The organism is Bradyrhizobium sp. LM2.9, assembly GCF_054056555.1.
Genome location: NZ_JBSRYJ010000001.1, coordinates 136,927 through 160,561, shown reverse-complemented (window position 1 = coordinate 160,561; position 23,635 = coordinate 136,927). Strand labels below are relative to the sequence as shown.

The 23,635-nt window shown below is 60.0% G+C and carries 16 protein-coding genes, 9 pseudogenes and 1 other annotated feature; of the genes and pseudogenes, 13 read left to right on the top strand and 12 right to left on the bottom strand.

The genetic code is table 11. The features are described 5' to 3' along the window. Positions 1-24: 24 nt before the first annotated feature. The 4 genes from ACVWW3_RS00685 to ACVWW3_RS00670 all read right to left on the bottom strand — a co-directional run bounded on the left by ACVWW3_RS00685 (position 25) and on the right by ACVWW3_RS00670 (position 3,008). On the bottom strand, positions 25-627 hold the full coding sequence (locus tag ACVWW3_RS00685; protein ID WP_456647442.1) for a plasmid pRiA4b ORF-3 family protein: 603 nt from the start codon (positions 625-627) through the stop codon (positions 25-27). Beyond that, the gene (gene tnpC / locus ACVWW3_RS00680) at positions 624-2,189 is read right to left on the bottom strand and encodes an IS66 family transposase (RefSeq protein ID WP_456647441.1); all 1,566 of its coding nucleotides are present in this window, start codon (positions 2,187-2,189) and stop codon (positions 624-626) included. The genes ACVWW3_RS00685 and tnpC (ACVWW3_RS00680) overlap by 4 nt, the downstream gene beginning before the upstream one ends. 51 nt (positions 2,190-2,240) lie before the next feature. Beyond that, positions 2,241-2,570: an IS66 family insertion sequence element accessory protein TnpB gene (tnpB, locus tag ACVWW3_RS00675; RefSeq protein WP_456647553.1), complete on the bottom strand. Its 330-nt coding sequence runs from the start codon at positions 2,568-2,570 to the stop codon at positions 2,241-2,243. A gap of 174 nt (positions 2,571-2,744) precedes the next feature. Further along, a complete protein-coding gene (locus ACVWW3_RS00670; protein WP_456647440.1) occupies positions 2,745-3,008 on the bottom strand; it encodes a transposase in 264 nt (87 codons plus the stop codon). Positions 3,009-3,134: 126 nt separating this feature from the next. Between ACVWW3_RS00670 and tnpA (ACVWW3_RS00665) the strand changes: the two genes are divergently transcribed. Beyond that, a complete protein-coding gene (tnpA, locus tag ACVWW3_RS00665) occupies positions 3,135-3,545 on the top strand; it encodes an IS66-like element accessory protein TnpA (protein WP_407062495.1) in 411 nt (136 codons plus the stop codon). A gap of 131 nt (positions 3,546-3,676) precedes the next feature. After that, positions 3,677-3,886 (top strand): annotated as a pseudogene (locus ACVWW3_RS00660) (transposase domain-containing protein); the annotation flags it as partial. 52 nt (positions 3,887-3,938) lie between these two features. Here ACVWW3_RS00660 and ACVWW3_RS00655 read toward each other — a convergent pair. The 3 genes and pseudogenes from ACVWW3_RS00655 to ACVWW3_RS00645 all read right to left on the bottom strand — a co-directional run. Then, positions 3,939-5,495, bottom strand: a complete 1,557-nt coding sequence (locus ACVWW3_RS00655; RefSeq protein ID WP_456647552.1) for an ISL3 family transposase — start codon at positions 5,493-5,495, stop codon at positions 3,939-3,941. 392 nt (positions 5,496-5,887) lie between these two features. After that, positions 5,888-6,868, bottom strand: a complete 981-nt coding sequence (locus ACVWW3_RS00650) for a CoA transferase (protein WP_456647439.1) — start codon at positions 6,866-6,868, stop codon at positions 5,888-5,890. A 16-nt stretch (positions 6,869-6,884) separates the two neighbouring features. Then, positions 6,885-8,078: pseudogene (locus ACVWW3_RS00645) on the bottom strand (IS3 family transposase); the annotation flags it as partial. Next, positions 7,679-7,795: a sequence feature (AL1L pseudoknot), on the bottom strand. It overlaps the preceding pseudogene by 117 nt. 348 nt (positions 8,079-8,426) lie before the next feature. On the opposite strand from ACVWW3_RS00645, the gene ACVWW3_RS00640 reads away from it, so the two are divergent. From ACVWW3_RS00640 to ACVWW3_RS00625, 4 genes and pseudogenes are all read left to right on the top strand, one after another. Further along, the gene (locus ACVWW3_RS00640) at positions 8,427-8,711 is read left to right on the top strand and encodes a hypothetical protein (protein ID WP_456647438.1); all 285 of its coding nucleotides are present in this window, start codon (positions 8,427-8,429) and stop codon (positions 8,709-8,711) included. Next, positions 8,708-9,891, top strand: a pseudogene (locus ACVWW3_RS00635) (acyl-CoA dehydrogenase family protein). Before ACVWW3_RS00640 ends, ACVWW3_RS00635 begins: the two are co-directional and overlap by 4 nt. Before the next feature lie 4 nt (positions 9,892-9,895). Further along, entirely contained in the window at positions 9,896-11,032 is a 1,137-nt protein-coding gene (locus tag ACVWW3_RS00630; RefSeq protein ID WP_456647436.1) for an acyl-CoA dehydrogenase family protein, read from the top strand. Between the two features lie 573 nt (positions 11,033-11,605). Continuing rightward, positions 11,606-12,367: a class II aldolase/adducin family protein gene (locus tag ACVWW3_RS00625; RefSeq protein ID WP_456647435.1), complete on the top strand. Its 762-nt coding sequence runs from the start codon at positions 11,606-11,608 to the stop codon at positions 12,365-12,367. A gap of 431 nt (positions 12,368-12,798) precedes the next feature. On the opposite strand, the pseudogene ACVWW3_RS00620 reads toward ACVWW3_RS00625, so the two are convergent. Beyond that, a pseudogene (locus tag ACVWW3_RS00620) lies at positions 12,799-12,972 on the bottom strand (IS3 family transposase); the annotation flags it as partial. Between the two features lie 86 nt (positions 12,973-13,058). Here ACVWW3_RS00620 and tnpA (ACVWW3_RS00615) point away from each other — a divergent pair. From tnpA (ACVWW3_RS00615) to tnpC (ACVWW3_RS00605), 3 genes are read left to right on the top strand one after another with little or no spacing between them, the layout of a single operon-like run. Beyond that, positions 13,059-13,460, top strand: a complete 402-nt coding sequence (gene tnpA / locus ACVWW3_RS00615; protein ID WP_247442931.1) for an IS66-like element accessory protein TnpA — start codon at positions 13,059-13,061, stop codon at positions 13,458-13,460. Positions 13,461-13,483: 23 nt separating this feature from the next. Next, complete coding sequence (tnpB, locus tag ACVWW3_RS00610) at positions 13,484-13,804, top strand: IS66 family insertion sequence element accessory protein TnpB (RefSeq protein ID WP_430642467.1); 321 nt, start codon at positions 13,484-13,486, stop codon at positions 13,802-13,804. 47 nt (positions 13,805-13,851) lie between these two features. Further along, complete coding sequence (gene tnpC / locus ACVWW3_RS00605) at positions 13,852-15,504, top strand: IS66 family transposase (RefSeq protein ID WP_456647434.1); 1,653 nt, start codon at positions 13,852-13,854, stop codon at positions 15,502-15,504. A 274-nt stretch (positions 15,505-15,778) separates the two neighbouring features. Here tnpC (ACVWW3_RS00605) and ACVWW3_RS00600 read toward each other — a convergent pair whose 3' ends face one another. Continuing rightward, positions 15,779-16,864: an IS5 family transposase gene (locus tag ACVWW3_RS00600; protein ID WP_456647433.1), complete on the bottom strand. Its 1,086-nt coding sequence runs from the start codon at positions 16,862-16,864 to the stop codon at positions 15,779-15,781. Positions 16,865-17,004: 140 nt separating this feature from the next. Continuing rightward, a pseudogene (locus ACVWW3_RS00595) lies at positions 17,005-17,880 on the bottom strand (IS3 family transposase); the annotation flags it as partial. Positions 17,881-18,104: 224 nt separating this feature from the next. On the opposite strand from ACVWW3_RS00595, the pseudogene ACVWW3_RS00590 reads away from it, so the two are divergent. Further along, positions 18,105-18,268, top strand: a pseudogene (locus tag ACVWW3_RS00590) (IS110 family transposase); the annotation flags it as partial. Here the strand turns inward: ACVWW3_RS00590 and ACVWW3_RS00585 are convergent. Then, a pseudogene (locus ACVWW3_RS00585) lies at positions 18,266-18,463 on the bottom strand (IS3 family transposase); the annotation flags it as partial. The pseudogenes ACVWW3_RS00590 and ACVWW3_RS00585 sit on opposite strands and share 3 nt — an antisense overlap. A gap of 302 nt (positions 18,464-18,765) precedes the next feature. On the opposite strand from ACVWW3_RS00585, the gene ACVWW3_RS00580 reads away from it, so the two are divergent. The 3 genes and pseudogenes from ACVWW3_RS00580 (at position 18,766) to ACVWW3_RS00570 (ending at position 22,144) form a co-directional block, all read left to right on the top strand. Beyond that, a complete protein-coding gene (locus ACVWW3_RS00580) occupies positions 18,766-19,812 on the top strand; it encodes an ABC transporter substrate-binding protein (RefSeq protein ID WP_456647432.1) in 1,047 nt (348 codons plus the stop codon). 354 nt (positions 19,813-20,166) lie between these two features. After that, positions 20,167-20,903, top strand: a pseudogene (locus ACVWW3_RS00575) (IS5/IS1182 family transposase); the annotation flags it as partial. 147 nt (positions 20,904-21,050) lie between these two features. After that, positions 21,051-22,144, top strand: a pseudogene (locus ACVWW3_RS00570) (IS5 family transposase). Positions 22,145-22,413: 269 nt separating this feature from the next. Here the strand turns inward: ACVWW3_RS00570 and ACVWW3_RS00565 are convergent. Further along, positions 22,414-23,478 (bottom strand): ABC transporter substrate-binding protein, encoded by a 1,065-nt coding sequence (locus ACVWW3_RS00565; protein ID WP_456647431.1) that lies wholly within the window; start codon positions 23,476-23,478, stop codon positions 22,414-22,416. Between the last annotated feature and the right edge of the window lie 157 nt (positions 23,479-23,635).

Below are 23,635 nucleotides of genomic sequence, written 5' to 3'. Positions count from 1 at the left end.
GGCCCTTTCGATTGACGCTTGCGTCTATTTTGATGGCAGCTTGTGCCGTCGTGGCTTCCAAATTCCGGACAATGCGTTAACGGCGGCCTCGAGCGCCTTCCGGTCGACGACGTCGGGATCGAACTGTTTGGGCCCCCAAAGGCGCATGTGTTCGTGCTCCGGATGGGTGGGATCGCGGACGGCATCTAGGTATTCGGCATAGCCGGGCGCACCGCCGACGTCCTCCGGAGGACAACGACCGGCGGCCTCGAGCAAGAGGGGAAGTCCATCTGTCGTCGTGTTGTCAAACCATTTTTCGAGCTTGATCACATGGTCCCAGCTGTCGCCGAAGTCGTAGAGATAATGGATCGTCTTGGCGCCCGTCTCGTGAACGATATCGGAGAGCCGCGCCTTGCGGGCATCGATGGGCTGGGGACCAAAATCCCCATGGGGATCGGGGATACCCCAACGTCCTTCGCCAGCCAGGAACTCAAAGAGATGGCTATTGGTCCAGCCAAACGCCGCCTGAAGCGTCAGATGCAGCCGATCAAGGCGCAGCGTGAGCGGCACGACAAGGCATCGCATCACCTCCGGTTTCACGTCCTTGAGGGTCACCTTGATCCGGACCGCGGTCGTGTTCAGGCTCATGCCGCCAGTCTCGGATCGTGAGCATCCATCGTGTAGGTCGATGCCCAGGGAAGCAGTTCGTCCAGTCGCGCCGCAGGCCAACCATTGATGAGCTTCGCGAGAACGTCAGCGAACCAATGCTCGGCACTGACGCCATTGAGCTTACAGGTCTCGATTAACGAGGCTAGTACTGCCCAATTCTCGGCGCCCTCGTCGCAACCGGCAAAAAGGGAGTTCTTGGCGTTGAGCTTGATCGGCCGCATCGCACGCTCGACAGCATTCGTGTCCATCTCGATGCGCCCGTCATCAAGGTAGAGCGTCAGGCCGTCCCAATGACGCAACGCGTAACGCAAGGCCTTCGCCGTGTCGCTCTTCTGCGCAAGGTGATCAAGCTTGGCCTCAAACCACTGCTTCAAAGCTGCGACCAGAGGCCGGGCATGCGCCTGCCTGCCGGCGCTGCGCTCGGCAGCAGATCGGCCGCGGAGCGCTTTCTCGACCGCGAAAAGCTGGGCGATGCGCTCAAGAGCCTCGCGGGCAACCGGAGCTGGCGCCGGAGCAGCTTCCCGCTCGATCTTCACAAACTGGCGCCGCAGATGCGACCAGCAGAAGGCGAGCGTACCGGACAGTGCGCCCGCACGCGCCTCTCGGGTCATGGTCTTGTAAGCCTGATAGCCGTCGCAGTGGATAATGCCGCGATAGCCCTCGAGCAGCCGCAAGCCATGAACGGCTCCACGGCCCGGTGCATAGGCGTAAACCACGCCAGGTGGGTCAGGTCCGGCCCAGGGCCTGTCATCGCGTGACAGCGCCCAGAAGTAGCCGGTTTTGGTCCTGCCGCGCCCCGGATCCAGCACCGGCGCCGGGGTCTCATCGACACAGAGCTTCGAAGAGGCGAGCAGAAGCTGGCGCAGACGATGCCACAAGGGCTTCAATTCCTGGGCGGCGTAGCCGACCCAGAAGGCGAGCGTGGAACGGTCGATGGCGATGCCGTGGGTCGCCAGCATCTGCGCCTGACGATAGAGCGGCAAATGCCAATGATACTTGGCGTCAATTACATGCGCGACGAGACGCTCGGTGGGCAGTCCCCACTTGATCAATCGCTCGGGCGCAGCGTGCTGGAGGACGACGCCATGACAGGCGCGGCAGGCCAGCTTGGGCCGGCGGGTGACGATCACCCTGTATTGCACCGGAACGACGTCGAGCCTCTGGCTCTCATCGTGACCAATCTCAACGAGATCGCCTTTGCAGCACGGGCAGCAGGTTGCAGCCGGCATCAGGGTTTCGACGATGCGCGGCAAATGCTCCGGAAGCTGACCACGGTTGGCTCTGCGCTTGGTAGTTCTCTTCTCGCGGGCTCTGGGATTGGCGCGATCCTCAGCTGCTTCGAGAGCCGCGACGGCCTCTTCGATGTCCTCCAGAACAAGCTGTAGCTGATCAGCGTCCAGCTTTTCCGAGGATCGACCGAACTGCGCATCTTTCGCAAGCTTGAGCAACCGCTCGAGCCTGGCGCAACGATCCAGCAGAGCCGCGGCAAAGACACGCAGCTCGGTTGGATCGCTCGGCAGCTCATCAGGCAAATCACTCATTGGCCCGAGTCTGCCATGCTTCGCGCCCCGATGCAGCGAAGATTTTATTTTCTACGCAAGCGCTTTCGGCTGCGGGATCCGAGGCGCATGCATGCGTGTCCGATCCATGCCGGCCAGAAGCGCCGACAACTGCGCGGCGTTCACTCGCATGACGCCGTCAACGACCGGCGGCCACTTGAAGGTGCTGCCCTCAAGCCGCTTCCAATACAGCACAAGGCCACTACCATCCCAGACAACGATCTTCACCCGATCAGCGCGCTTCGCACGGAACACCACCGCCACGCCCTTCATCGGATCGTGGCCGAGCGTCTCCTTCGCCAACAGCGCCAGGCCATCCGCGCCCTTCCTGAAGTCTACAGGTCGGGTCGCAACGTAAATCATGAGGCCAGCGGGAGCCGTCAGCATGAACGTGTCCGGCGCAACGCAACAAACACATCACTCAGCACGGCAAGTCCAGGTGTTCCGCGCACCTCAACCCGGGCCCCCAGGAACTCAACCGTAACAGCGGCAGCTTCCGGCGATCCGGAGGGCGCGGCAGCCGCCGATGGTGACGATTCAGACACCAACGGCACGAACGACAGTGCACCCGCCGCAGCTGGCAGCACCAGTTGACCTAGACGCGCGGCGCCGCCAGTCATGCACCTGCTGTGGCCGGCAGCCATGCCGGCGTGCGATATCTGTTACAACCGCGCCCGGCTCAAGGCTTTCCGCGACAATCCGGGCCTTCAAATCATCCGGCCACTGCTTGCGGCCTGCGCCGGCGTACACTTCGATACGCTGTGTCAATGGTCGTCTTATGTCGTCCGAATGGTCGTCCATTGTGAGCACCCTTGCAGAAGATGATTCTTCTAGCGGTGCTCCCAAGATCGCGCACAGACAATCTAAAGCGCCGCGGCGCTGCGCTTACGCCTTGCCGAATGAGGCGTGTTGTTGAGAACTGTCCTTATGGACAGTGATAGGCGCAGTGCCCAAGTCGAACGGCTTGAGGTGGTGGACACGGGCCGGCGGCGGCGCTGGTCCGAGGACGAGAAGCTCAAGATCGTCCTGGAGAGCTTACAAGCGCCGCGCCAAGTCGCGGCAACAGCGCGGAGGTATGGCGTTTCGCGCTCATTGCTACTGCGGTGGCGACGGTCGTTTCGGCCTGAGCCGAAGGATGCCGCCCATCAACCTGGCTTCGTACCGGCAATGGTGGTCGCGGAATCAGGTCCGGCGCCCTGTCCAGTCGCGCCGGCCAGCAGCGGCGGGACGATCGAGATCGAGTTTGCTGCCGGGGCTCGGATGCGGATCACGGGTACAGTCGACGCGGCCACGCTGAAGGCCGCGGTGGCGGCGCTGGCAGATGGACGCATACGGTGATTCCTATTTCGTCAGGCGTACGGGTCTGGATTGCGACCGGCCACACAGATATGCGTCGCGGCATGAACTCGCTGGCGTGCTGGTACGGGAAGCGTTCACGCGAGACCCGCACGGCGGCAATCGGTATCAACCTCAGTCGCAAGATCGCGCTGTTTGCCGGATCGGAGACGGTGCCCAACAATGGGCGGCCGTCGCGCGACCCTTCGAGACCTGCAAGCTCAACGACGGCCGATCTCAGCGACGTCATGACCAGGATCGTTAGTGGTCATCCGAACCGTGACATAGGCCTGCTCCTGCCCTGGCCCTACCGCACCTTCGGTCCTTCTCGGCACATTACTTGAAGTGTCAATCGGCTTGCAACTTTGGCTCTGACGCAATTTTGGTGCATCGGGATCATGTAGCACCGATCAAGCGGGCCTGCAGAAGATCGAGCTTGGCGCGCCCGTACATCTGACGCTTGACGAGCTTGAGCTTGGTAATCTGGCCCTCGGTCTGCCCGTTGGACCAAGATGTTTTAATCGCAGCGTTGATGGCGGCCTTGTCTCTGGTGACACCGTTGGCGAAGGACCCGACGAGACTTGCGCATGCTCGTTCCAGCCAAGGGTCAAGATCTACGTGAGCCTTCTTGCGGATCATCGTGTGGAAAGCTGCGATGATTTCGCGAGCTTCCACCAGGGGAGGAACGCCTTGCTCGATCGCCGCGATGGTAACGGTCTCAGACTTTGATAGCGCATCGCGGCCATTAGTCATCAGGCGGGCAATGGTTCTGGCGGACGGCACGCGCTGTACACTTTGAGCATCGGGCGTTTCGGCGCGCCGATGGCGTGTCGCCCACTCTCTAACAACCCGCTCGGAGCCCCTAAAACCCAGCCTCCTGAGGCGACGCCACAAGTCGGCACTGTTGTGATGACCACTCGTCCACTGGGCATCAAGCCAAGACAGATGATGTTCGAGAGAACTCTCACGCACTCTGAATACATCCGTTCGCTGACCTCGGAGCACCTTGCGGACGAGGCCTCGGCTATGTCCCATAAGTCGTACGATCTCCTTTATGGAGACGCCCGTCTCCGCCTGTCTGAGGATTGCCGCGTTGGTATCCTCACGCCGTAGATAGCCCTCGTACTGGATCCGCTCCGCGGCCGTCAGCAAGGCAGGATTTATTGTGGCGGAGCCGACCGCCACACGAACCTGGCGCATTGATTTGCGGACCGCATCGAGAAATGCGTGGCTGGCATTCTCCATCAAATGCCAGCGGTCAGCGACCTGGGTGGCCTGCGGAAGCGCCTTGGCTACAGCAAGGGCGTAACCACCGCCGCGATCGCGCGCGACGACAGCAATTTGCGGCTGCCCCGAGAGCCAGGCCTGTGCAGTAGCTGGCTCTCTGTCGGGTAACAGGGCGATCGGTCGTCGCCGCTCGAGGTCGCAGATGATTGTTCCGTACCGCTGATTGCGCCGCCATGCCCAGTCATCGATACCGATCACGCTCGGCGCAGCAAAGGGCTGGCAACCGCGCCTTCGCACCACCCGAAGCAATGTATCGTTGCTCACGGGCAGCATAAGTCGGCGAGCGAAACTCGCGGCCGGGCGGCCACCTAGGGCGAGCCCAAGGTGATGGACCAGCAGATCGAGCCGCGCCGTTCGCCGCGCCCACGGCGCTAGAGCCCCGTCATCGAAGCGCTCGGTGAAAATACGTCGCCCGCACATAACAGTGACGCAGCGGAAGCGGCGCGCCACGACCATCAGGCGAACCGGCCGCCCCGCCAGCGGCAGATCGGTGAGGCATCGCTGATATCGGCTATGAATCCGCCCAGAACTGGCTCCGCATCCGGGACAGAGACTCTTGTCGCTCGTGGGACGGACGGTGATCACGGTCGTGGCGCCATCACAGACGGCGCGCTCCACGTCAAACCCAGGAGGGATCAGGACCGACGGTCGCAGGGCACGCTGCATCATGTTGATTCCTTTGTGAAACCAACGCGAGCCGGCGCTTGAACTTCATCAAAAGTGAGTCAGAGCCAATTTTGGACGCCGATCCCCGGCTTAGGGGTCATATTGCAGGCCGAATGACACTTGAAGAAGCGATATTACTCGCGGATCGTCGATACGACGCAGACTGGATGGGGATAGCTCGTCAAACGAGGCGCGGGGGCAAACATCCCGCCGAAGCGCAATCGCAGGGACTTAGCTGCCTCATCCCTACCTGTACCCAGCCCGCAACGTGCTCGAGCGGTTCTCAAAAAGATCAAGCAATAGTCGAGCTCGCATCCGTGCGCATTTGATCGCATGACTGCCAGAGGCCCAGTGAAGGAAAATTGAAGTCATTCGATCGGATTTTTGTACTCTCAACTAGGTAAATACTCGCTACTCCACCTTTCGCTTATGGCGCCTGCGGCGAGTAAGTCGTCGATTTCGGCTTCGGTGTATTCCAGCCAGCTCAGTACCCGCCGTGTCGAGGAGCCGTATTTTTCCGCAGCATCCAACGCATAAACCTTTGCGACAGCCAAGCGGACGGCACAGGGATTGACCTGCCTGACGGCATGTCCGCTGGGATGGTAAGGACGTGTGGAGAACGAGTAGCTACCCTGTCGGGGCCCAGGAGCGGCATTGACAGACGTCGAATTTGCGGATTGGACGGACGCGATAGTTTCGCAGATTGCGACACCGATATCGGCTTCTATAAATCTCGATACCCATTGCTCAGCGGAAGCCTTCGCGATCGCGCCGGCAAGGAAAGAAATCCGGCCCACATTCGGTACATCGGCAAAGCCTTCAAGCCCCTCAATCTGGGCTAGGCGAGGCAGATCGTCTTCTAACGCGCTGAGTAGAATCGTGCGGCCTGAAGCCGTCTCGTAGAGGTGGGTCAGAGCATCAGACCCCTTCGGATCTGCCCCGGTCGGCTCGTCGGAGGGTCCGCGCCCTTCAGATTCGTAATAGAAGGGCATCTGCACCAGACCTGAAAGTGCCGACAGCGACGTCCTTGCCCGGCTCGCCTGCCCCGTCTTCGCCTTTTGGTAGAGCGCGGCAGCAATCCCGAAAGCGGCGCTGAACCCGGCCATCACGTCGAGCGTCCCGATCGGCACGTGTTCCTCAGGCGTTTGGGCGGAACCACCATACCTTACCATGATGCCAGTCGCCGCCTGGACGTTGTTTTCATAACCAAGATAATCACTGCGTGGTCCGCGACGGATTCCGCCGAAGCAATCAAGTTGGCAAAAGATCGCACCTGGATTAAGGGCTTGCAAGCCCTGCAAGTCGAGACCCATGAGCTTGACTGAACCGCTCCGGGTTTGCCGGGGGACGTTTGGTTTAAGTAATGCCGCCATGGCGGGTTGTTCCACAGTAGCGTTGCTCGGCTTCGGCAGGCGCGATGTTGACGATGAGCTTGAGGAGCCGCCGATTGTTGAACCAATCCACCCATTCCAGGGTCGCGAACTCGACGGCCTCAAAGCTGCGCCATGGCCCGCGCCGATGGATCACCTCAGCCTTGTAGAGACCGTTGATGGTTTCGGCGAGAGCATTGTCATAGGAATCTCCGACGCTCCCGACAGAGGGCTCCACGCCGGCTTCGGCCAGGCGCTCGGTGTATTTGATAGAGACGTATTGGGCTGCCCCTGTCGCTATGATGCACGAGCCCGCCGCGATGGACCGGCCGTCGATCATGCAGTGCCTGCTCCAGCGCATCGAGCACGAAGCCCGCATGCGCCGTGCGCGAGGCCCGCCAGCCCACGATCCTGCGAGCATAGGCGTCGATGACGAAGGCGACATAGACAAAGCCGCTCCAGGTCGCGACATAGGTGAAGTCGGAGAGCCAAAGAACGTTCGGCCTTGGCGCCTTGAACTGGCGTGACGTGATCCAGCGGGCATAGCGCGGCCTTGTCGCTGATCGTGGTCTTGACCGGTTTGCCGCGGATAACCCCTTGCAAACCCATGTCCCGCATCAGTCGCGACACCGTGCAACGGGCAACATCGAAGCCTTCTCGCTTGAGCTGCCGCCAGACCTTGCGCACGCCATAGACCCGGAAGTTCTCATCGAACACGCGCCGAACCTCGATCTTCAGCGCGGCATCCTGCCTGGCGCGGGCCGACAGCGTGGCCGGATCGCGCCGCTTGGCGACATGGGCGTGGTAGGTCGAGGGGGCGATCGGCAACACCTTGCAGATCGGCTCGACCCCATGCGCCCCACGATGATCGTCAATAAAGGCGATCATGGCTTGGACCGGCGGTCGAGCTCCGCCATCGCAAAATAAGCGCTCGCCTTGCGCAGGATCTCGTTGGCCTGTCGAAGCTCGCGGTTCTCCCGTTCCAGGGCCTTCAGCTTCTCGGCCGTGTCGGTCGGAACGCCGGCCCGCTGCCCCTGTCGATCTCCGCCTTCTTGACCCAGTCATGCAGCGTCTGCGGCGTACAGCCGATCTTGGCCGCAATCGATGTCACCGCCGCCCAGCGCGAAGGGTGCTCGCTGGCGTAATCCAGAACCATCCGAACCGCTCGGGCCCGGACCTCGGCTGAAAACTTGCTCGTCGTCTTGTTCGTCATGGCTCCATCCTCTCAGGAGTTAGAGCCTCCGGCAAACCCAGGCGGTTCAGGGTTCCTAGGCGTAAGCGCACACCAGCGATTGGGAGGACGGGCTGAAATGGTCGATCGCCAACCGATTCGGAGCTCGCCGGCGAGCTGTGCGGTAGCGTCATCAAGACGCAGCGTGCGGTTGGGCAGGCTTGGCATGCGGCACCGCACATTGAGAGCGTCCAACTCAATTTACCTCCTCGCCGTGGCAGAGGGTGCAAACAGGTCGTTGCGCTAAACGGCGCGAGTTGCACGGTTTTCGGGGAAATTCCGCTTCGACGGCCTCTTCTTAGCGACTTTTGTCGCCATTGGCGCACTAGGATGCTCCTGTGGTGGTTGGCGCAATCCGGCGATGGTTACGTGAATGCGAAAATATTCGATGCCCAAGGAAGCGGCGTCGGTGTTGAAGAAGGGCTTCTGGTGTCGGCAGCGCCGGAGCAACAAGTGGCTGTAGCCAGTACGCTCGTTGCGTGCTTTGAACTACAGCGCTTTCTCTACACCGACGAATGCGATGAAAGGGCGGCTGTAGCCGTCGTCGAAGAGTGGACTAAAGGAATTCGTATTGTTGCACGGCCGCAATTAATGGTGGGAGATGTACGACGGTGACCAAACTTGAGACGGTCCGAGAAGAGGCGCGCGCATGGCTTGTGGCCAACTGCCCCTCGGAAATGCGCGAGCCTGTTCGCTCCGCGGACGACAACGTCTTGGGCGGCCGTCGCGCCGTGTTCAAGAACCCGGCGCAAAAGATCTGGTTGGAGCGGATGGCCGAAAAGGGCTGGACTGCGCCAAGCTGGCCGAGGAAATACGGCGGCGCAGGGCTTTCGCACGACGAGACGAAGGTCCTCCGCGAGGAGATGGACCGCCTCGGCTGCCGCAGTCCATTGGATCCATTCAGTCTCGAAACACTTGGCCCAACGTTGCTGAAGTACGGGACCGAGGAACAGAGAAGCGGCAACACCTGCCAAAGATGGCGTGCGGCAAAATCAATTGGTGCCAGGGCTATTCCGAGCCGGGCGCCGGGTCGGACCTCGCCTCCTTGGCGACCCGGGCAGAGGATAAGGGCGACTACTTCCTCGTAAATGGTCAGAAGATTTGGACCAGCAACGCCCACAAGGCCGACTGGATCTTTTGTCTCGTGCGAACTGATACCTCGAGCAAGCACAACGGCATCTCGTTCTTGCTTTTCGACATGGAAACGCCTGGGGTCTCCGTCAAGCCCATTAAGCTGATTTCGGGGTACTCGCCGTTCTGCGAGACCTTTTTCGACGACGTAAAGGTGCCGAAAGCCAGCTTGGTTGGTCAATTGAACAACGGCTGGGAGATAGCCAAATATTTGCTGGCTCACGAACGAGAAAATATTTCCGGGACTGGCTTAGAAAGTCCGGGGGCGTCACTCGGCGAAAGAGCCAAACTGATTATCGGAAACGAAGCGGAGGGCCGACTGGACGATCCGATCCTGAGGAGCCGCATTGCTCTCTTCGAGGTCCGCGCTCAGGCGTTTAAAGCGGCCTCCGAGCGGTTTACCGACGAGCTAAAGCATGGGCGTGGCCATCCGGCGCAGGCATCGATGATCAAGTACTTCGGAACAGAGTTGAACAAGCTCCGCTATGAGTTGATCATGGCCGCTGGTGGATCGGATGCGCTGGAATGGGACAGCGAGCGCTCACAACATGGCGCTGAAGCCCGTGCTTGGCTCCGCACCAAAGCCAACTCCATCGAAGGCGGCACGTCAGAGGTGCAGCTCAACATCATCGCTAAGCGCATTCTTCAGCTCCCCGGAGGTTGACATCGTGCCCCTCTTCCACACCGAAGATCAAACGATGCTTGCCCACACCGTTCGATCGTTTCTTGCAGAACAAGCGCCGGTCCGCCATATGCGCGCGCTGCGGGATGCAGATGACAAGATTGGCTTTTCGCCCGGTCTCTGGAAGCGCTTCGCCGAGCTTGGGCTGAATGGTGTCCTGTTGGACGAGACCGACGGGGGCTCTGGCCTCGGCCACGTCGAGGCTGGAATCGTGCTAGAGGAGATTGGCCGCAATCTTACACCCTCGCCGTTTCTCTTGACGGCCATCGGGGCGGTCACGGCCTTGAAGAACGGCTCGGTAGATCAACGTCAAACGTGGCTGCCTCGGATCTGTGCCGGCAACGCTGTGGGCACGCTCGCGGTCGATGAGTCGGTGCGTCATCGGCCGGAACGGATCGGATTAAGGGCCGAGCGCGTCGGCAGCGGCTTTCGGCTGACGGGCGAAAAACGTTTTGTGGCATACGGGCACGTGGCTGACTTCTTGATCGTGGCGGCCAGGACCGCCGGAGCTTGCGACGAGGAGCTGGGTGTCACGCTCTTTCTCATCGAATGCGACGCAGCAAATCTCTCGGCAGAGGTCGACCGGCTCATCGACTCTAGCTTCAGCGCCCGAGTGAAGTTCGATGGCCTGAGGGTCATAGCAGATGCAGTCATCGGTGAAGTTGACAACGGGTTTAGGGTTCTGACGCAAACGCTCAGCGCATTGCGCGCCGGGGCCGCGGCTGAAATGGTAGGCCTTGGCTCCCGCGCGATGGACATGACCGCCGACTACCTCAAACAAAGAAAGCAGTTTGGGCGTCTGATTGGGTCATTCCAAGCGCTGCAACACCGCGCCGCTCATCTTTACGCGGAGATGGAGGTCGCGCGCGCCGCAGTGCTCAAGGCGCAGCAGCTGCTTGATGGCGAAAAGCTTGGCGCCGAGCAGGCTGTGATGGTAGCCAAGGCGATCGCCGTTATGGCTAGCGCCCTAGCTGTTCAGGAGGGCATTCAGATGCACGGTGGCATCGGCATGACTGACGAGTATGAGGTCGGATTCTATATGAAACGACAGCGAGTGCTCGCCGAGTTGTTTGGCGACGCTGACTACCATGCGAACCGATTGGCACAGATTGCGGGGTACTAGATCTTCAAGATCAAAGCACGGGGGGGGGGACCATTCAAAATTAATGCTCGCAAACGCGATCAGCTTCAGGTCGAAACGATAGATGTTTCGAAGAGAGTAAATGGTCAATTCAAGCGTTCACGCGTCCGCTTTTGCATAAAAGGCGCTTTCGAATTCTGCTAATTGAAGCTGAAGCGTGCCCTGGTCGGAAGTTGAAGGGTCCAAGTGAATGTCAGAAATGATCGCGTCGAAAAACGAGCTCTTTGTTCCGGGCAGTGATATGCGCCAGATCAAGTTGGCCTGTCTCCAAGGCCCTCTTATTGGGTGCCTCCCGGCGCTTCGTATTTGATAATCTCACTAGCTACGCATCCACGCGCCTGATCCGGACAGGAAAGTGAATCGAAGCTTAGGAGGTCCTCAGTCCCGAGCTTATAACGAGCAACGCGGCGCGCAATTGTGATGGATCTCCACGAGGTATCATAGGGAAGTGGCGGCCTAAGCGCGAGCGGATGTCGCACGAATCGTTTCTGTCGGGAGATCTTCAGAACACCCATTGCTATCGCCAAAGTGACTGACGCAAGAGGAGCCCGCGTGATGAATACAGTCGTCCAGCATGATCCCTCAAATAGATCGGGTGCCGAATGGCAGGTCCGCTGCGACCTAGCGGCGCTGTACCGGATCTGCGACCTTTATGGCTGGACGGACTCGATTAACACTCACCTGTCCGCGCGCGTTCCCGGGGAGCCTGAGTGCTTTCTGATCAACAATTACGGCAGGTTGTTTAGCGAAATTACGGCTTCAAGCCTAGTGAAAGTGGACGTTCACGGTAGCATTCGCTCCGGACCAACGACCATCAGCTCGGCAGGTTTCACCATCCACGGCGCGATATACAAGGCTAGGTCTGACGTGAATTGCGTGATGCACACCCACACGCGACCAGGCACCGGTATCGCGGTCCTGAAGAAGGGTCTGCGTCCCATATCTCAGGACGTGCTCGAGGTTTATGACGAGCTCGCGTATCATGAGTACGGTCAGCCGAGCGAAGAGGCGGAAGGTGTGGCACTAGGCCTGAGCTGCCAGCAAGGTGATTCGATCGTGCTACGCAACCACGGTTTGCTCACGGTCGGAGCCACCATTCCCGGTGCGCTCCATCGCATGTATATGCTGAACCGTGCCTGTGAGATAGAGATAATTGCACGCAGCCTTCGTGAGGATCCCACACCCATCGAGCCGGAGGTGGTTGCGGAATACGCAAGGCGAGCGAAGAAGCGGCGGGCAAAGCCTGAATTCGGAGTGCTAGAGTGGCGCGCCGCGATGCGCCAAATTGAAGCTCGTGGTACGGAATGGAGGCTATAAGTTGGTAGTTGACTGACGTAGCGCCGGTACAGGCGCGTACCACGGCGGTCATTTACCGGGAGTCCGCGCAATTGTGTGTCCTGTGCGATACCGCTCTGCGGCCGTACAGGGCTTTACGAATTTAATTAACCAGCTTGAGCGCTGGCCAAAAGCCGGAGAGATCGCGGCAGCGACATGAGCAGGGTTCTGGAGGAATAGGGTCTCCCCTCGTAGGAAGCGCCATACCAGCAACTGCTTCCGAAACGTTCGACCGTCAACGTTATCTAGCGGGGCCCTACCGAACGATAACTCGGCATCAACATTGAACCGCTCCGGGTTTGCCGGAGGCCATTTGGTTTAAGTTATGCCGCCATGGCGGGTTGTTCCAGCATGGCGTAGTAGCGTTGCTCGGCTTCGGCAGGCGGGATGTTGCCGGTGGGCTCGAGGAGCCTTCGGAACTGGCGGTTGACGCGATCCAGCGGGCATGGCGCAGCCTTGTCGCTGATCGTGGTTTTGACGGGCTTGCCGCGGATGACCCCTTGTAGGCCCATGTCCCGCATCAGCCGCGACACTGTGCAACGGGCGACATCGAAGCCTTCGCGCTTGAGTTGGCGCCAGACCTTGCGTACGCATCCGACGGGGGCCGTCTTGCGTGACGGATGGTAATTCGCGAAGCGTGTGACCTTAAGTCGAGCTTTAAGGTCATCAGGCGATGCGGGTCGAGGTTTTGGGCGGGCTGGAGCGGCGGCGGCGCTGGTCGCAGGACGACAAGGCACGGATTGTCGAGGAGACGTTGGCGCCGGGCGCGAAGGTGACTGAGGTTGCGCGTCGCAACGGAGTAGCGGCCAGCCTGGTGTTTACCTGGCGTCGACAAGCACGAACATCGGAACAAGTTATACCATCTTTTACGCCGGTGCAGATCGCCGCCGTAGCGGCCTCGGCTGAGGAAGCTCCGAAGCTTTTGCCTACGGTTGATGGCCGAGTTCGCTCCGCGGCAGCCGCGCGTACTGGATTGATAGAGATCGATCTTGGCAACCGACGGTGCATCCGGGTGGATGCGCACGTCGATCCGGACGCGCTGGCGCGGGTCCTCGATGTGCTTGGACGCCGATGATTGCTATACCGGGGAATGTGCGAGTGTGGCTCGCGACAGGCTACACGGATATGCGCAGAGGCTTTCCGTCGCTGGCGCTCCAAGTGCAGGAGGTGCTGCACAAAGACCCGCTCAGCGGTCATCTGTTCGTCTTCCGCGGTCGCCGCAGCGATCTTGTGAAGGCGATCTGGCACGATGGCCAGGGAGCCTGCTTGTTCACAAAAAGACTCGAGAGAGGAAAGTTCATCTGGCCATCGGTTGCCGGTGAATCGGTAACGATCTCGCCGGCGCAGTTGAGCTATCTGCTGTCCGGGATCGATTGGCGCAACCCTCAAGAAACCCATCGGCCGACGCGGGTCGGATAGCCGCTTTTACGGTTTGAATCTGCTGCTTGATCTGATTCAATGGCTTCATGATACCGAAGCCGGACGATCTTCCATCGGACCTTGCGAGTGCCCTGGCGGCGCTGCAGGGCGAGCGTGAGGCGCGGCTGCGAGCCGAGGCGGTGGCTGCCAGTGCGCAGGCGGAGCTGTCGGACAACGAGGCACTGATCGCGCATCTCGAGCTGCGGATCGAGAAGCTCAAACGCGAACTGTACGGGCAGCGCTCCGAGCGCTCGGCACGGCTGCTCGAACAGCTGGAGTTGGAGCTCGAAGAACTCGTCACCACAGCGAGCGAGGATGAGCTTGCCGCGCAGGCCACAGCGGCGAAGACGCAGAACGTCCGCCCCTTCATGCGCAAGAGACCGATGCGCAAGCCATGGCCGGATGACATCGAACGCGAGCGCGTCGTCATTGAGGCTCCAACGACCTGTGCCTGCTGCGGTGGATCGCGGCTGGCGAAGATCGGTGAGGATGTGACCAAGACGCTGGAGGAGATCCCGCGCCGCTTCAAGCTGATCGAGACGGTACGCGAGAAGTTCACCTGCCGCGATTGCGAGAAGATCAGCCAGCCGCCCGCGCCGTTCCATGCCACACCGCGCGGGTTCATCGGCCCACAATTGCTGGCGACGATCCTGTTCGACAAGTTCGGCATGCATATCCCGCTCAACCGCCAGAGTGCGCGCTTCAAGGCCGAGGGGATCGACCTGCCGTTGTCGACGCTGGCCGACCAGGTCGGGCACGGGACCTTCGCCGTCATGCCCCTCTTCCACTTGATCGAACGCCATGTGCTCGCGGCCGAGCGCCTTCATGGCGATGACACCACCATCCGCATCCTGGCGAAGGGCAAGTGCACGACTGGGCGGATCTGGACTTATGTGCGGGATGACCAGCCGTTCGCCGGGCCTGCGCCGCCGGCGGCGGTTTACTACGCTTCGGGCGACCGTCGCGGCGCGCATCCACAGAAGCATCTGGCCACCTTCACCGGTATCCTGCAGGCGGACTGCTACAGCGGCTTCGAACCCCTGTTCGACCCGAAGAGGAAGGTGCTACCGATCACGCCGGCATTCTGCTTCGCCCATGCGCGGCGGGGCTTCTTCGAGTTGGCTGACATCGAGAAAACCGCCCGGGAAGGCCGCAAGGGCAAACCAGTCTCTCCGATCGCGCTGGAGGCGGTCAGACACCTTGACGCGTTGTTCGAGATCGAACGCGCCATCAACGGCCGCAGCACCGACGAGCGGCGAGCCGTGCGCCAGGAGAAAAGCAAGCCGCTGCTCGACGACATGCACGCCTGGCTGCTCCGAGAGCGAGAAACCCTCTCGCGCTCCTCCGAGGTCCTGAAGCCCATGAACTACATGCTCAGGCGCTGGGACGACTTCGGCCGCTTCCTCGACGATGGCAGGATCTGCCTGACCAACAATTGTGCTGAGCGCGCATTGAGAGGCATCGCCTTGGGAAGGCGCAACTGGACCTTCGCCGGCAGCCAGCATGGTGCCGACCGTGCCGCCATCATGCTGACAATGATCACGACCTGTCGTCTCAACGACGTCGATCCCAAGGCCTGGCTCGCCGACATCCTCGCCCGTATCGCCGATCTTCGCGCGTCGCGCCTGCACGAACTGCTGCCCTGGGAATGGAAGCTCCTGGGCCAAACCGACAAGTCCGCCGGTCAGCAGGCCGCCTGACCTTCACCTAACCGATCATAGAGCTCGCTGTGCCCGCGCGCATGCGTCAATCAGGCGGCCTTCGTCGTATGCGTACGACCTTGCGCACGCCGTAGACGGAGAAGTTCTCGTCAAAGACGCGTCGAACCGCGATCTTCAGAGCAGCATCCTAGCAGTCTGCTGAAAAACCTTGGAATGGAGGATTTTCATTTTTCCGCCGGTCGTTTTTGGAGCGGCGCGGTAGAGTTGGATGTAATTTCGAGCTTGGTATTGAGTGTGCCCCGGCGCGGGGTGGCTATGCGGCGAGCAGTTTTGGAATTCGGATCAGGTTATAGGCGATCAGATTAAGCAGGAAGTCGGCGGCGACGCGAGCGATGCCCCGATGTTTGGTCTTGCGCATGGTGCCATGCTGCTTGCCCCATCCGAAAATGCACTCGACCATCGCCCGGCGCGATTGCGACATGCCGTATCCCGGATGCCGCGTGGTTCGTTCGTCGATCGCGCTGTTACGGTTGTTGCCGGTTTTGGTGATGGCCTGGTTCTGTGTCACATGCGGCGTCACGCCGATGGCGCGAAGATTGGCGACATGATCGGCCGTATCGTACGCCTTGTCCTCACCAGCCGTGATGCGGCGACCTGCGGCTTTGCGTCTCGCCTTCAGCATGACCTCCGCAGCCCGGCGTTCGGCGGTGCCATTGGCATGCGTGACCCTGCCGGCCACCGCCAGCCCATGCCGGTTCTCCATGGTGGCGTGGCCCATATAGCAAAGCTTGGCCTCCCGTCCGGCCGCCTTGCGATAAAGCCTGCTGTCCGGGTCACTGGTGCTCGCATGGGTGTCGTTCTTGCGTTTCTGGCCATGGAAGTTGGCGCCGTCATCATCGTCGCCGCTGCCGTCCTTGGGGCGAAAACTCTTCTGCGAAGCCCAGGCTTCGATCAGCGTTCCGTCCACCGAAAAATGCTCGTCCGACAATAGCGGCTTGACCTGAGAATGGTTCAGAAGCCTGGTCATGAACTTCGTGAACACATCGCCGTTCTGCAGCCGCTCCCGGTTCTTGGTAAAGGTGGTCGGGTCCCAGACCGGATCGTCCGGCGACAGTCCCACGAACCAGCGATACAAAAGATTGTAGTCCAGTTGCTCCATCAGCTGGCGTTCCGAGCGGATGCCGTAGAACACCTGCAGCAGCAAGGCGCTCAGCAATTGCTCCGGAGGGATCGAAGGACGTCCCTCGCTGGCGTATAGCTTTCCAAGGCTGCGGTTCAAATCACTCAAAACATCCCGGACAAGTTCCCGGACCTTCCGCAGCGGATGGTTCGCTGGCACACGTTTATCCGGCGCGATGTACGAAAACAGGCCGCCCTGATCCGTAAACCTGCCGCGCATGATCGTCTCCGCCGATTCGAGATGATAAAGTGAATCATCAAGTCCCCTCCCTGGCGAGGGGGTTTTTCAGCAGACTGCTAGAGCTGGTCCCGCTTGTCTGAACAGACTTTCCGCGTCGATAAGTGGAGCCTCTGCCGAGATTAGGCCGCCACGCGGAGCGGCGGAAGGTTGAAGTAGGCTTGATCCGGGGTCATGTCGTCAAGGCTCGAATGGGGCCTTCGCGCGTTGTAGAAGTCGAGATACCGGCCGATCGAATGTCGCGCCTCGCCGACGGTTTCGTAGGCTCGCAGATAGACCTCCTCGTATTTAACGCTGCGCCATAGCCGCTCGACGAAGACGTTGTCCCGCCAGGCGCCCTTGCCGTCCATGCTGATCGCGATGCCGTGGCTGGCGAGGACGCCGGTGAAGGCCGCCCCGGTGAACAGGCTGCCCTGGTCGGTGTTGAAGATCTCCGGCTTGCCGTGACGGACCATCGCGTCCTCCAGCGTCTCGACGCAGAACGCCGCCTCCATGGTGATCGATATGCGCCATGACAGAACCCGGCGGGTCGCCCAGTCGAGCACCACGGCGAGATAGACGAAGCCACGTGCCATCGGGATGTAGGTGATATCCATCGCCCACACCTGATTGGCCCGCTCGATCGCCAGACCGCGCAGCAGATACGGATAGATCTGGTGGCCCGGTTCGGGCTTGGTGGTGCGCGGACGGCGATAGAGCGCCTCTATCCCCATCCGCCGCATCAGCGTCTTCACATGCCGGCGGCCGATCTTGCTCCCCTCGGCAGCCAGCAGGCCTCGCAACATGCGCGAACCGGCGAAAGGAAACTCCAGATGCAACCGGTCGAGCCGCTGCATGATCGCGAGGTCGGCAGACGACACCGGACGCGGCAGATAATAAACGCTGCCGCGGCTGATCTTCAAAACTTCCGCCTGCCTGGTGATCGACAGATCGTGTCCACGGTCGATCATCGCTTTGCGCTCAGCAATCCCGCCTTGGTGAGCGCTCCTTCTAAAAAACTGATCTCGGCGCTGCACGTCCCCTGTGGGATAGAAACGGATTGGCGATAGACTGCGTTCGGAAGGGAGCGGCCGATACGATTTTGGTGGCATTTAACCTCGTCAAAAAACCTGGTCCATGAGCCGTTGCGGACTTGAGAGTGGTGACGCCGCAAAGGCGATCCCGTTTAGGAATCTGATCAATTGCGCAGCTCAGCCCTTCTCTGCCAGCAGGAGGATTGGAGATGAACCGCAAGGAGTCGAAGTCCAAGGTCGACGTACCATGCCCATGGTGCACGCGAACGCGGCTGCCATCGATGTTGGTGCGACTATGCACATGGCTGCCGTAGGAACTGATCACGCACTTGAGCCAGTACGCAGTGTTGGCACCTTCACGGCTGATCTCAATGCCGGTCCGCTGCCCGCGATCGACCTCGGCCTTCTTGACCAAGTCATGCAGCGTCTGCGGCGTACAGCCGATCTTGGCCGCAATCGATGTCACCGCCGCCCAGCGCGAGGGGTGCTCGCCGGCGTGATCCAGAACCATCCGAACCGCTCGGGTCCGGACCTCGGGTGAAAACTTGTTCGTCGTCTTGTTCGTCATGGCTCCATCCTCTCAGGACTTGGAGCCTCCCGGCAAACCCGGGGCGGTTCAACACCGCATTCCGGCCGTTTGTTGCATGATTCTGACGAAGAGGCCGGGCCACATTGAAGAATTCCAGCTCTGGCGGATGTTAGCGTCGTGCTTAAGGCAGGGGCGTTCTGTTGTTCGCAAACAGTCCGAACCACAAGAGCGACGTACGCTTGGCGCGCGTAAAATGGCACCCAAGCTGCTGCGCGAGCAACGGCGGGCTGCTGGCCAATTTAGTGCCGCAGTTAGGCGGACGATTGAGGAGACGTCGAACCATGATCCGATTCTTAGTGATCGCCACCTTGGCAGCAATGACATTCTTTGTGCAAAAGCCTGCTTTGGCAGATGATCAACTCACGATCGTTTCCTGGGGGGGCTCCCTACAAACGAGCCAGCGCCAAGCGTTCTTCGAGCCCTACACCAAAGCTACCGGCGTCAAGATCACGGAAGATGAGTATAGCGGTGAAATCGCAAAAATTCGCGCAATGGTAGAATCCAAAAGTGTGAGCTGGGACGTAATCGACGAATTCGCGTTGTGGTCCATCGAATTGTGCAATCAGGGGGACATTGAAGAGATTGATTGGACGAAGTTGGGCCTTGACCGGTCCAAGTTCCTCGGAGCCGACAAGTTTGACTGCGGCGTGCCATCCCATATCTCGGCAACAGTGGTTGCCTATGACAGGGATAAGCTGCCGAATGGTCCTAAGACCATCGCTGACCTTTTCGACACCAAGAGGTTCCCGGGCAAACGGGGATTATATAAGAGTCCAGATGGACTTCTCGAATGGGCGCTGGTGGCAGATGGTGTGCCTGTTAAGGAAGTCTACAAAGTCCTTCGTACGCCAGAGGGGGTTGACCGTGCCTTCAGGAAGCTTGACACGATCAAGCAGGACGTCATCTGGTGGACTTCCGGCTCTCAACCGCCGCAGCTACTGGCCGACGGACAGGTCGTTATGACCGCGGCCTGGAGTGGCCGCATATACGATGCCATTAAGAACTCCGGTAAGCATTTTGAGATGATGTGGGATGCTGCTACGACTTCAGCGAATGCCTGGGTGATTCCCAAGGGCACTCCACGACGCGAGGAGGCATATAAATTTATTGCCTTCGCTGCCTCGGCCCGTGCGCAGGCCGACCAGACGCGCTATATTGCTTACGCGCCCAGCAACACGGACGCGATGGCTCTGGTGGACCCAGCAATCATGCCCTACCTTCCGACTGCGCCGGACAATTTGGCCAAGGCCATTATGCCAGATCCGATTTTTCGGGTTGAGAGAGGTGATGAGCTGCGGCAGCGCTTCTCTGCTTGGCTCGCGAAGTAGCGGTCGATGAACAAATCGCGAGTGGAGGTGTCCGCTCTACTCGTCTCTTCAAGCTAATTCGTCGTGCGTGAACAAGGCTGGCGATTGAGCGGGAGTCTGTTGCTCGGATTACGGGCCGTCTGAGATTGCAGGGATTTGGAGCTTGAGGCCGCCAAACCCTACAGACTAGCTTTGTGGCCCATCTCGCTGGGGGCCATGATTCTGTGGCGCATGGGAGGGGACGATGACCTGTTCCGGGCACGGCTGGACCAGATCATCAACATGAAACGAGCTTGTGCTGCGTGTCTGCACGATCGATTGGGGTTGGATCGACAGCGAGAACGACCCGGCCGGGAATCGAGACCCGCTTCATGATCGGATGCCACGCTCTTGCGTGCGGCGATCAACGGACTCAACCGCCTGGCGAGGAAGCAAGGGGTCAAGCTGCGACAGTCCTATCGTCGCAGTGCCAAGACAGCGGCAATGATAGCTTCACGCAACGCCCATGCCGAGCAGTTCAAGCGGCATCAGCGGCAATTGCGTATCCTGCGCAGCCAGCTCGGCAGGATCATCCGGTCATCCGCGACATTTGCCGCAAGATCGAGCGCCAGCCGAACCTGGAGGAGGCGTTCGCCTTCCCGCTTGGTCGCGCCAGCCAGATCCGCTCACAGCCGCAGCGCCAGCGTGGAAGCTCAGCCAGTTACCAGTTTGGCGTGAAGGCCTCCATAGTTGCCCACAACCGCCGGGCTCCGGGCCGCCTGTTTGTGCTGCACGCCGAGTCGTTGCCCCAATCCGTACGACGATCGAGGGGGCCTATGTCGAGAAGGGATACCGCGGCCAAGACGCAGAAAACTCCCGTCGCGTCTTCATCTCCGGCCAGAAGCGCGGCGTCCTCAGCGTCATCAAGCGCGCGCTGAGCCGATGCTCCGCCATTGAGCCCATCATCGGGCACATGAAATCCGAAGGTCACCTTGGCCGCTGCTACCAAAGGCCCTGTCGGAGACGCCGCTAACGTGATCCTCTCAGCCGCGGGGCACAACTTCCGCCGCGTCTTCGCCTGGCAGAAACTCTCCTGGTGGCGCCTGCTCGCCTGTGCAGCCCCACTCAAGTGACCTTCTTAACGGACAACAAATTCGGAAGAGTCGAGCGACGATAGTCGTCAACTTGCGGCAGCCCGCTTAGCAGTCTGCTGAAAAATCCCCTCGCCAGGGAGGGGACTTGATGATTCACTTTATCATCTCGAATCGGCGGAGACGATCATGCGCGGCAGGTTTACGGATCAGGGCGGCCTGTTTTCGTACATCGCGCCGGATAAACGTGTGCCAGCGAACCATCCGCTGCGGAAGGTCCGGGAACTTGTCCGGGATGTTTTGAGTGATTTGAACCGCAGCCTTGGAAAGCTATACGCCAGCGAGGGACGTCCTTCGATCCCTCCGGAGCAATTGCTGAGCGCCTTGCTGCTGCAGGTGTTCTACGGCATCCGCTCGGAACGCCAGCTGATGGACCAACTGGACTACAATCTTTTGTATCGCTGGTTCGTGGGACTGTCGCCGGACGATCCGGTCTGGGACCCGACCACCTTTACCAAGAACCGGGAGCGGCTGCAGAACGGCGATGTGTTCACGAAGTTCATGACCAGGCTTCTGAACCATTCTCAGGTCAAGCCGCTATTGTCGGACGAGCATTTTTCGGTGGACGGAACGCTGATCGAAGCCTGGGCTTCGCAGAAGAGTTTTCGTCCCAAGGACGGCAGCGGCGACGATGATGACGGCGCCAACTTCCATGGCCAGAAACGCAAGAACGACACCCATGCGAGCACCAGTGACCCGGACAGCAGGCTTTATCGGCGGCCGGACGGGAGGCCAAGCTTTGCTATATGGGCCACGCCACCATGGAGAACCGGCATGGGCTGGCGGTGGCCGGCAGGGTCACGCATGCCAATGGCACCGCCGAACGCCGGGCTGCGGAGGTCATGCTGGAGGTCATGCTGAAGGCGAGACGCAAAGCCGCAGGTCGCCGCATCACGGCTGGTGAGGACAAGGCGTACGATACGGCCGATCATGTCGCCAATCTTCGCGCCATCGGCGTGACGCCGCATGTGACACAGAACCAGGCCATCACCAAAACCGGCGACAACCGTAACAGCGCGATCGACGAACGAACCACGCGGCATCCGGGATACGGCATGTCGCAATCGCGCCGGGCGATGGTCGAGTGCATTTTCGGATGGGGCAAGCAGCATGGCACCATGCGCAAGACCAAACATCGGGGCATCGCTCGCGTCGCCGCCGACTTCCTGCTTAATCTGATCGCCTATAACCTGATCCGAATTCCAAAACTGCTCGCCGCATAGCCACCCCGCGCCGGGCACACTCAATAACAAGCTAGAAATTACATCCAACTCTACCGCGCCGCTCCAAAAACGACCGGCGGAAAAATGAAAATTCTCCATTTCAAGGTTTTTCAGCAGACTGTTAGATCAGAGCGCCGCTCTAGTTCAATGGCAGAATGATTGCGTAAAACATCGACAACACCCACCGCCATAATCGATATTCAGCGTTGGCTGTCTTTGTCCCGCGGACACGAGGGGAGAACAAATGTCCTCCCCTTCCTGTTTCATTATTATTTCGTAAGCCAAGCGGTGAAGCGCTGACGCAACTGATCACCTTTTTCGATCCAGAAGACAACGTCAAAATCAATTGCTTGGGCCGCATGCTCCGGCGCAGTCGGGAGGTCGGGCAGGATTGTCGGATCGACCAGCTTGGTCGAGTCCGTGTTGCCGGTACCATACGCGATGTATCGCGTCATTTCAGCTTGAGACTTCGCTGAAGCGGCGAACGCAATGAACCTATAGGCTTCGTCTCGGCGCGGTGCGCCCTTTGGGATCGACCAAAGGTTGAATGAGGCGATTTCGCCATCCCACATAATCTGGAAGTGCTTTCCTGAGTTTTTAACTGCATCATAGATGCGGCCGTTCCATGCTGAAGTCATGACGACCTGCCCGTCGGCCAGTAACTGGGGCGGCTGGGCGCCGCTCGTCCACCAGATGACGTCCTTTTTGATCGTGTCGAGCTTCCTTAACGCGCGCTCCACACCTTCAGAGGTCCTGAGGACATTGTAGACGTCCTTTTTGGCCACGCCATCGGCGACCAGCGCCCATTCGAGATTGGTGTACGGGTCCTTATACAGTCCTCGTTTACCGGGGAATTTTTGCAGGTCAAACAAGTCGGCGATGGTCTTCGGGCCATTCGGCAGCTTGTCCTTGTCATAGGCGACAACTGTCGCGGAGACCTGAGTCGGCACGCCGCAATCATACTTGCCGTCTCCGAGGAACTTGGACCGGTCGAGGCCCAGTTTTTCCCAGTCGAGAGTTTCAAGGATCCCCTCATCGCATAGCCTTATGGCCCCCGATTGATACATATCGACAACGTCCCAGCTCACCGTTTTGGTCTCGACCATTGCTCGAATCTTGTCGGCCTCATAATTGTATTCGTCTTCGGTGATCTTGATCCCGGACTCCTTCGAGAAGGGCTGAAATAGAGCCTTGCGCTGGCTGGCCTGGAGGGCTCCGCCTCCAGCGGCAATCGTGAGCTGATCGCCCGCGAAAGCAGGGTTTATGGTCATCAGCACGCTTACCGCGAGACCAGTTAAGGCCAGAGCGCTCGCCGTTATGGATGGCTTTCTCATCGTCCATTCTCCTTCTATGCCCCAGGGTGGAGGCGGGTTTCCGAAGACGCAGCGTCGCTCGCTCGACAAAACTTTGGCGTTCTCCTGGCGGGTCGAGCGTACCGGCAAGCCTCCGTTCCAAATGGTCGTGACTTCTGCGCCGCACTCGACCTGGGCA

What these genes read in the sequence shown, in the direction of transcription:
- ACVWW3_RS00685 (WP_456647442.1), bottom strand. Translation starts at nt 627, where the DNA reads ATGAGCCTGAACACGACCGCGGTCCGGATCAAGGTGACCCTCAAGGAC.
- tnpC (WP_456647441.1), bottom strand. Translation starts at nt 2,189, where the DNA reads ATGAGTGATTTGCCTGATGAGCTGCCGAGCGATCCAACCGAGCTGCGT.
- tnpB (WP_456647553.1), bottom strand. Translation starts at nt 2,570, where the DNA reads ATGATTTACGTTGCGACCCGACCTGTAGACTTCAGGAAGGGCGCGGAT.
- ACVWW3_RS00670 (WP_456647440.1), bottom strand. Translation starts at nt 3,008, where the DNA reads ATGGACGACCATTCGGACGACATAAGACGACCATTGACACAGCGTATC.
- tnpA (WP_407062495.1), top strand. Translation starts at nt 3,135, where the DNA reads ATGGACAGTGATAGGCGCAGTGCCCAAGTCGAACGGCTTGAGGTGGTG.
- ACVWW3_RS00655 (WP_456647552.1), bottom strand. Translation starts at nt 5,495, where the DNA reads ATGCAGCGTGCCCTGCGACCGTCGGTCCTGATCCCTCCTGGGTTTGAC.
- ACVWW3_RS00650 (WP_456647439.1), bottom strand. Translation starts at nt 6,868, where the DNA reads ATGGCGGCATTACTTAAACCAAACGTCCCCCGGCAAACCCGGAGCGGT.
- ACVWW3_RS00640 (WP_456647438.1), top strand. Translation starts at nt 8,427, where the DNA reads ATGCTCCTGTGGTGGTTGGCGCAATCCGGCGATGGTTACGTGAATGCG.
- ACVWW3_RS00625 (WP_456647435.1), top strand. Translation starts at nt 11,606, where the DNA reads ATGAATACAGTCGTCCAGCATGATCCCTCAAATAGATCGGGTGCCGAA.
- tnpA (WP_247442931.1), top strand. Translation starts at nt 13,059, where the DNA reads ATGCGGGTCGAGGTTTTGGGCGGGCTGGAGCGGCGGCGGCGCTGGTCG.
- tnpC (WP_456647434.1), top strand. Translation starts at nt 13,852, where the DNA reads ATGATACCGAAGCCGGACGATCTTCCATCGGACCTTGCGAGTGCCCTG.
- ACVWW3_RS00600 (WP_456647433.1), bottom strand. Translation starts at nt 16,864, where the DNA reads ATGCGCGGCAGGTTTACGGATCAGGGCGGCCTGTTTTCGTACATCGCG.
- ACVWW3_RS00580 (WP_456647432.1), top strand. Translation starts at nt 18,766, where the DNA reads ATGATCCGATTCTTAGTGATCGCCACCTTGGCAGCAATGACATTCTTT.
- ACVWW3_RS00565 (WP_456647431.1), bottom strand. Translation starts at nt 23,478, where the DNA reads ATGAGAAAGCCATCCATAACGGCGAGCGCTCTGGCCTTAACTGGTCTC.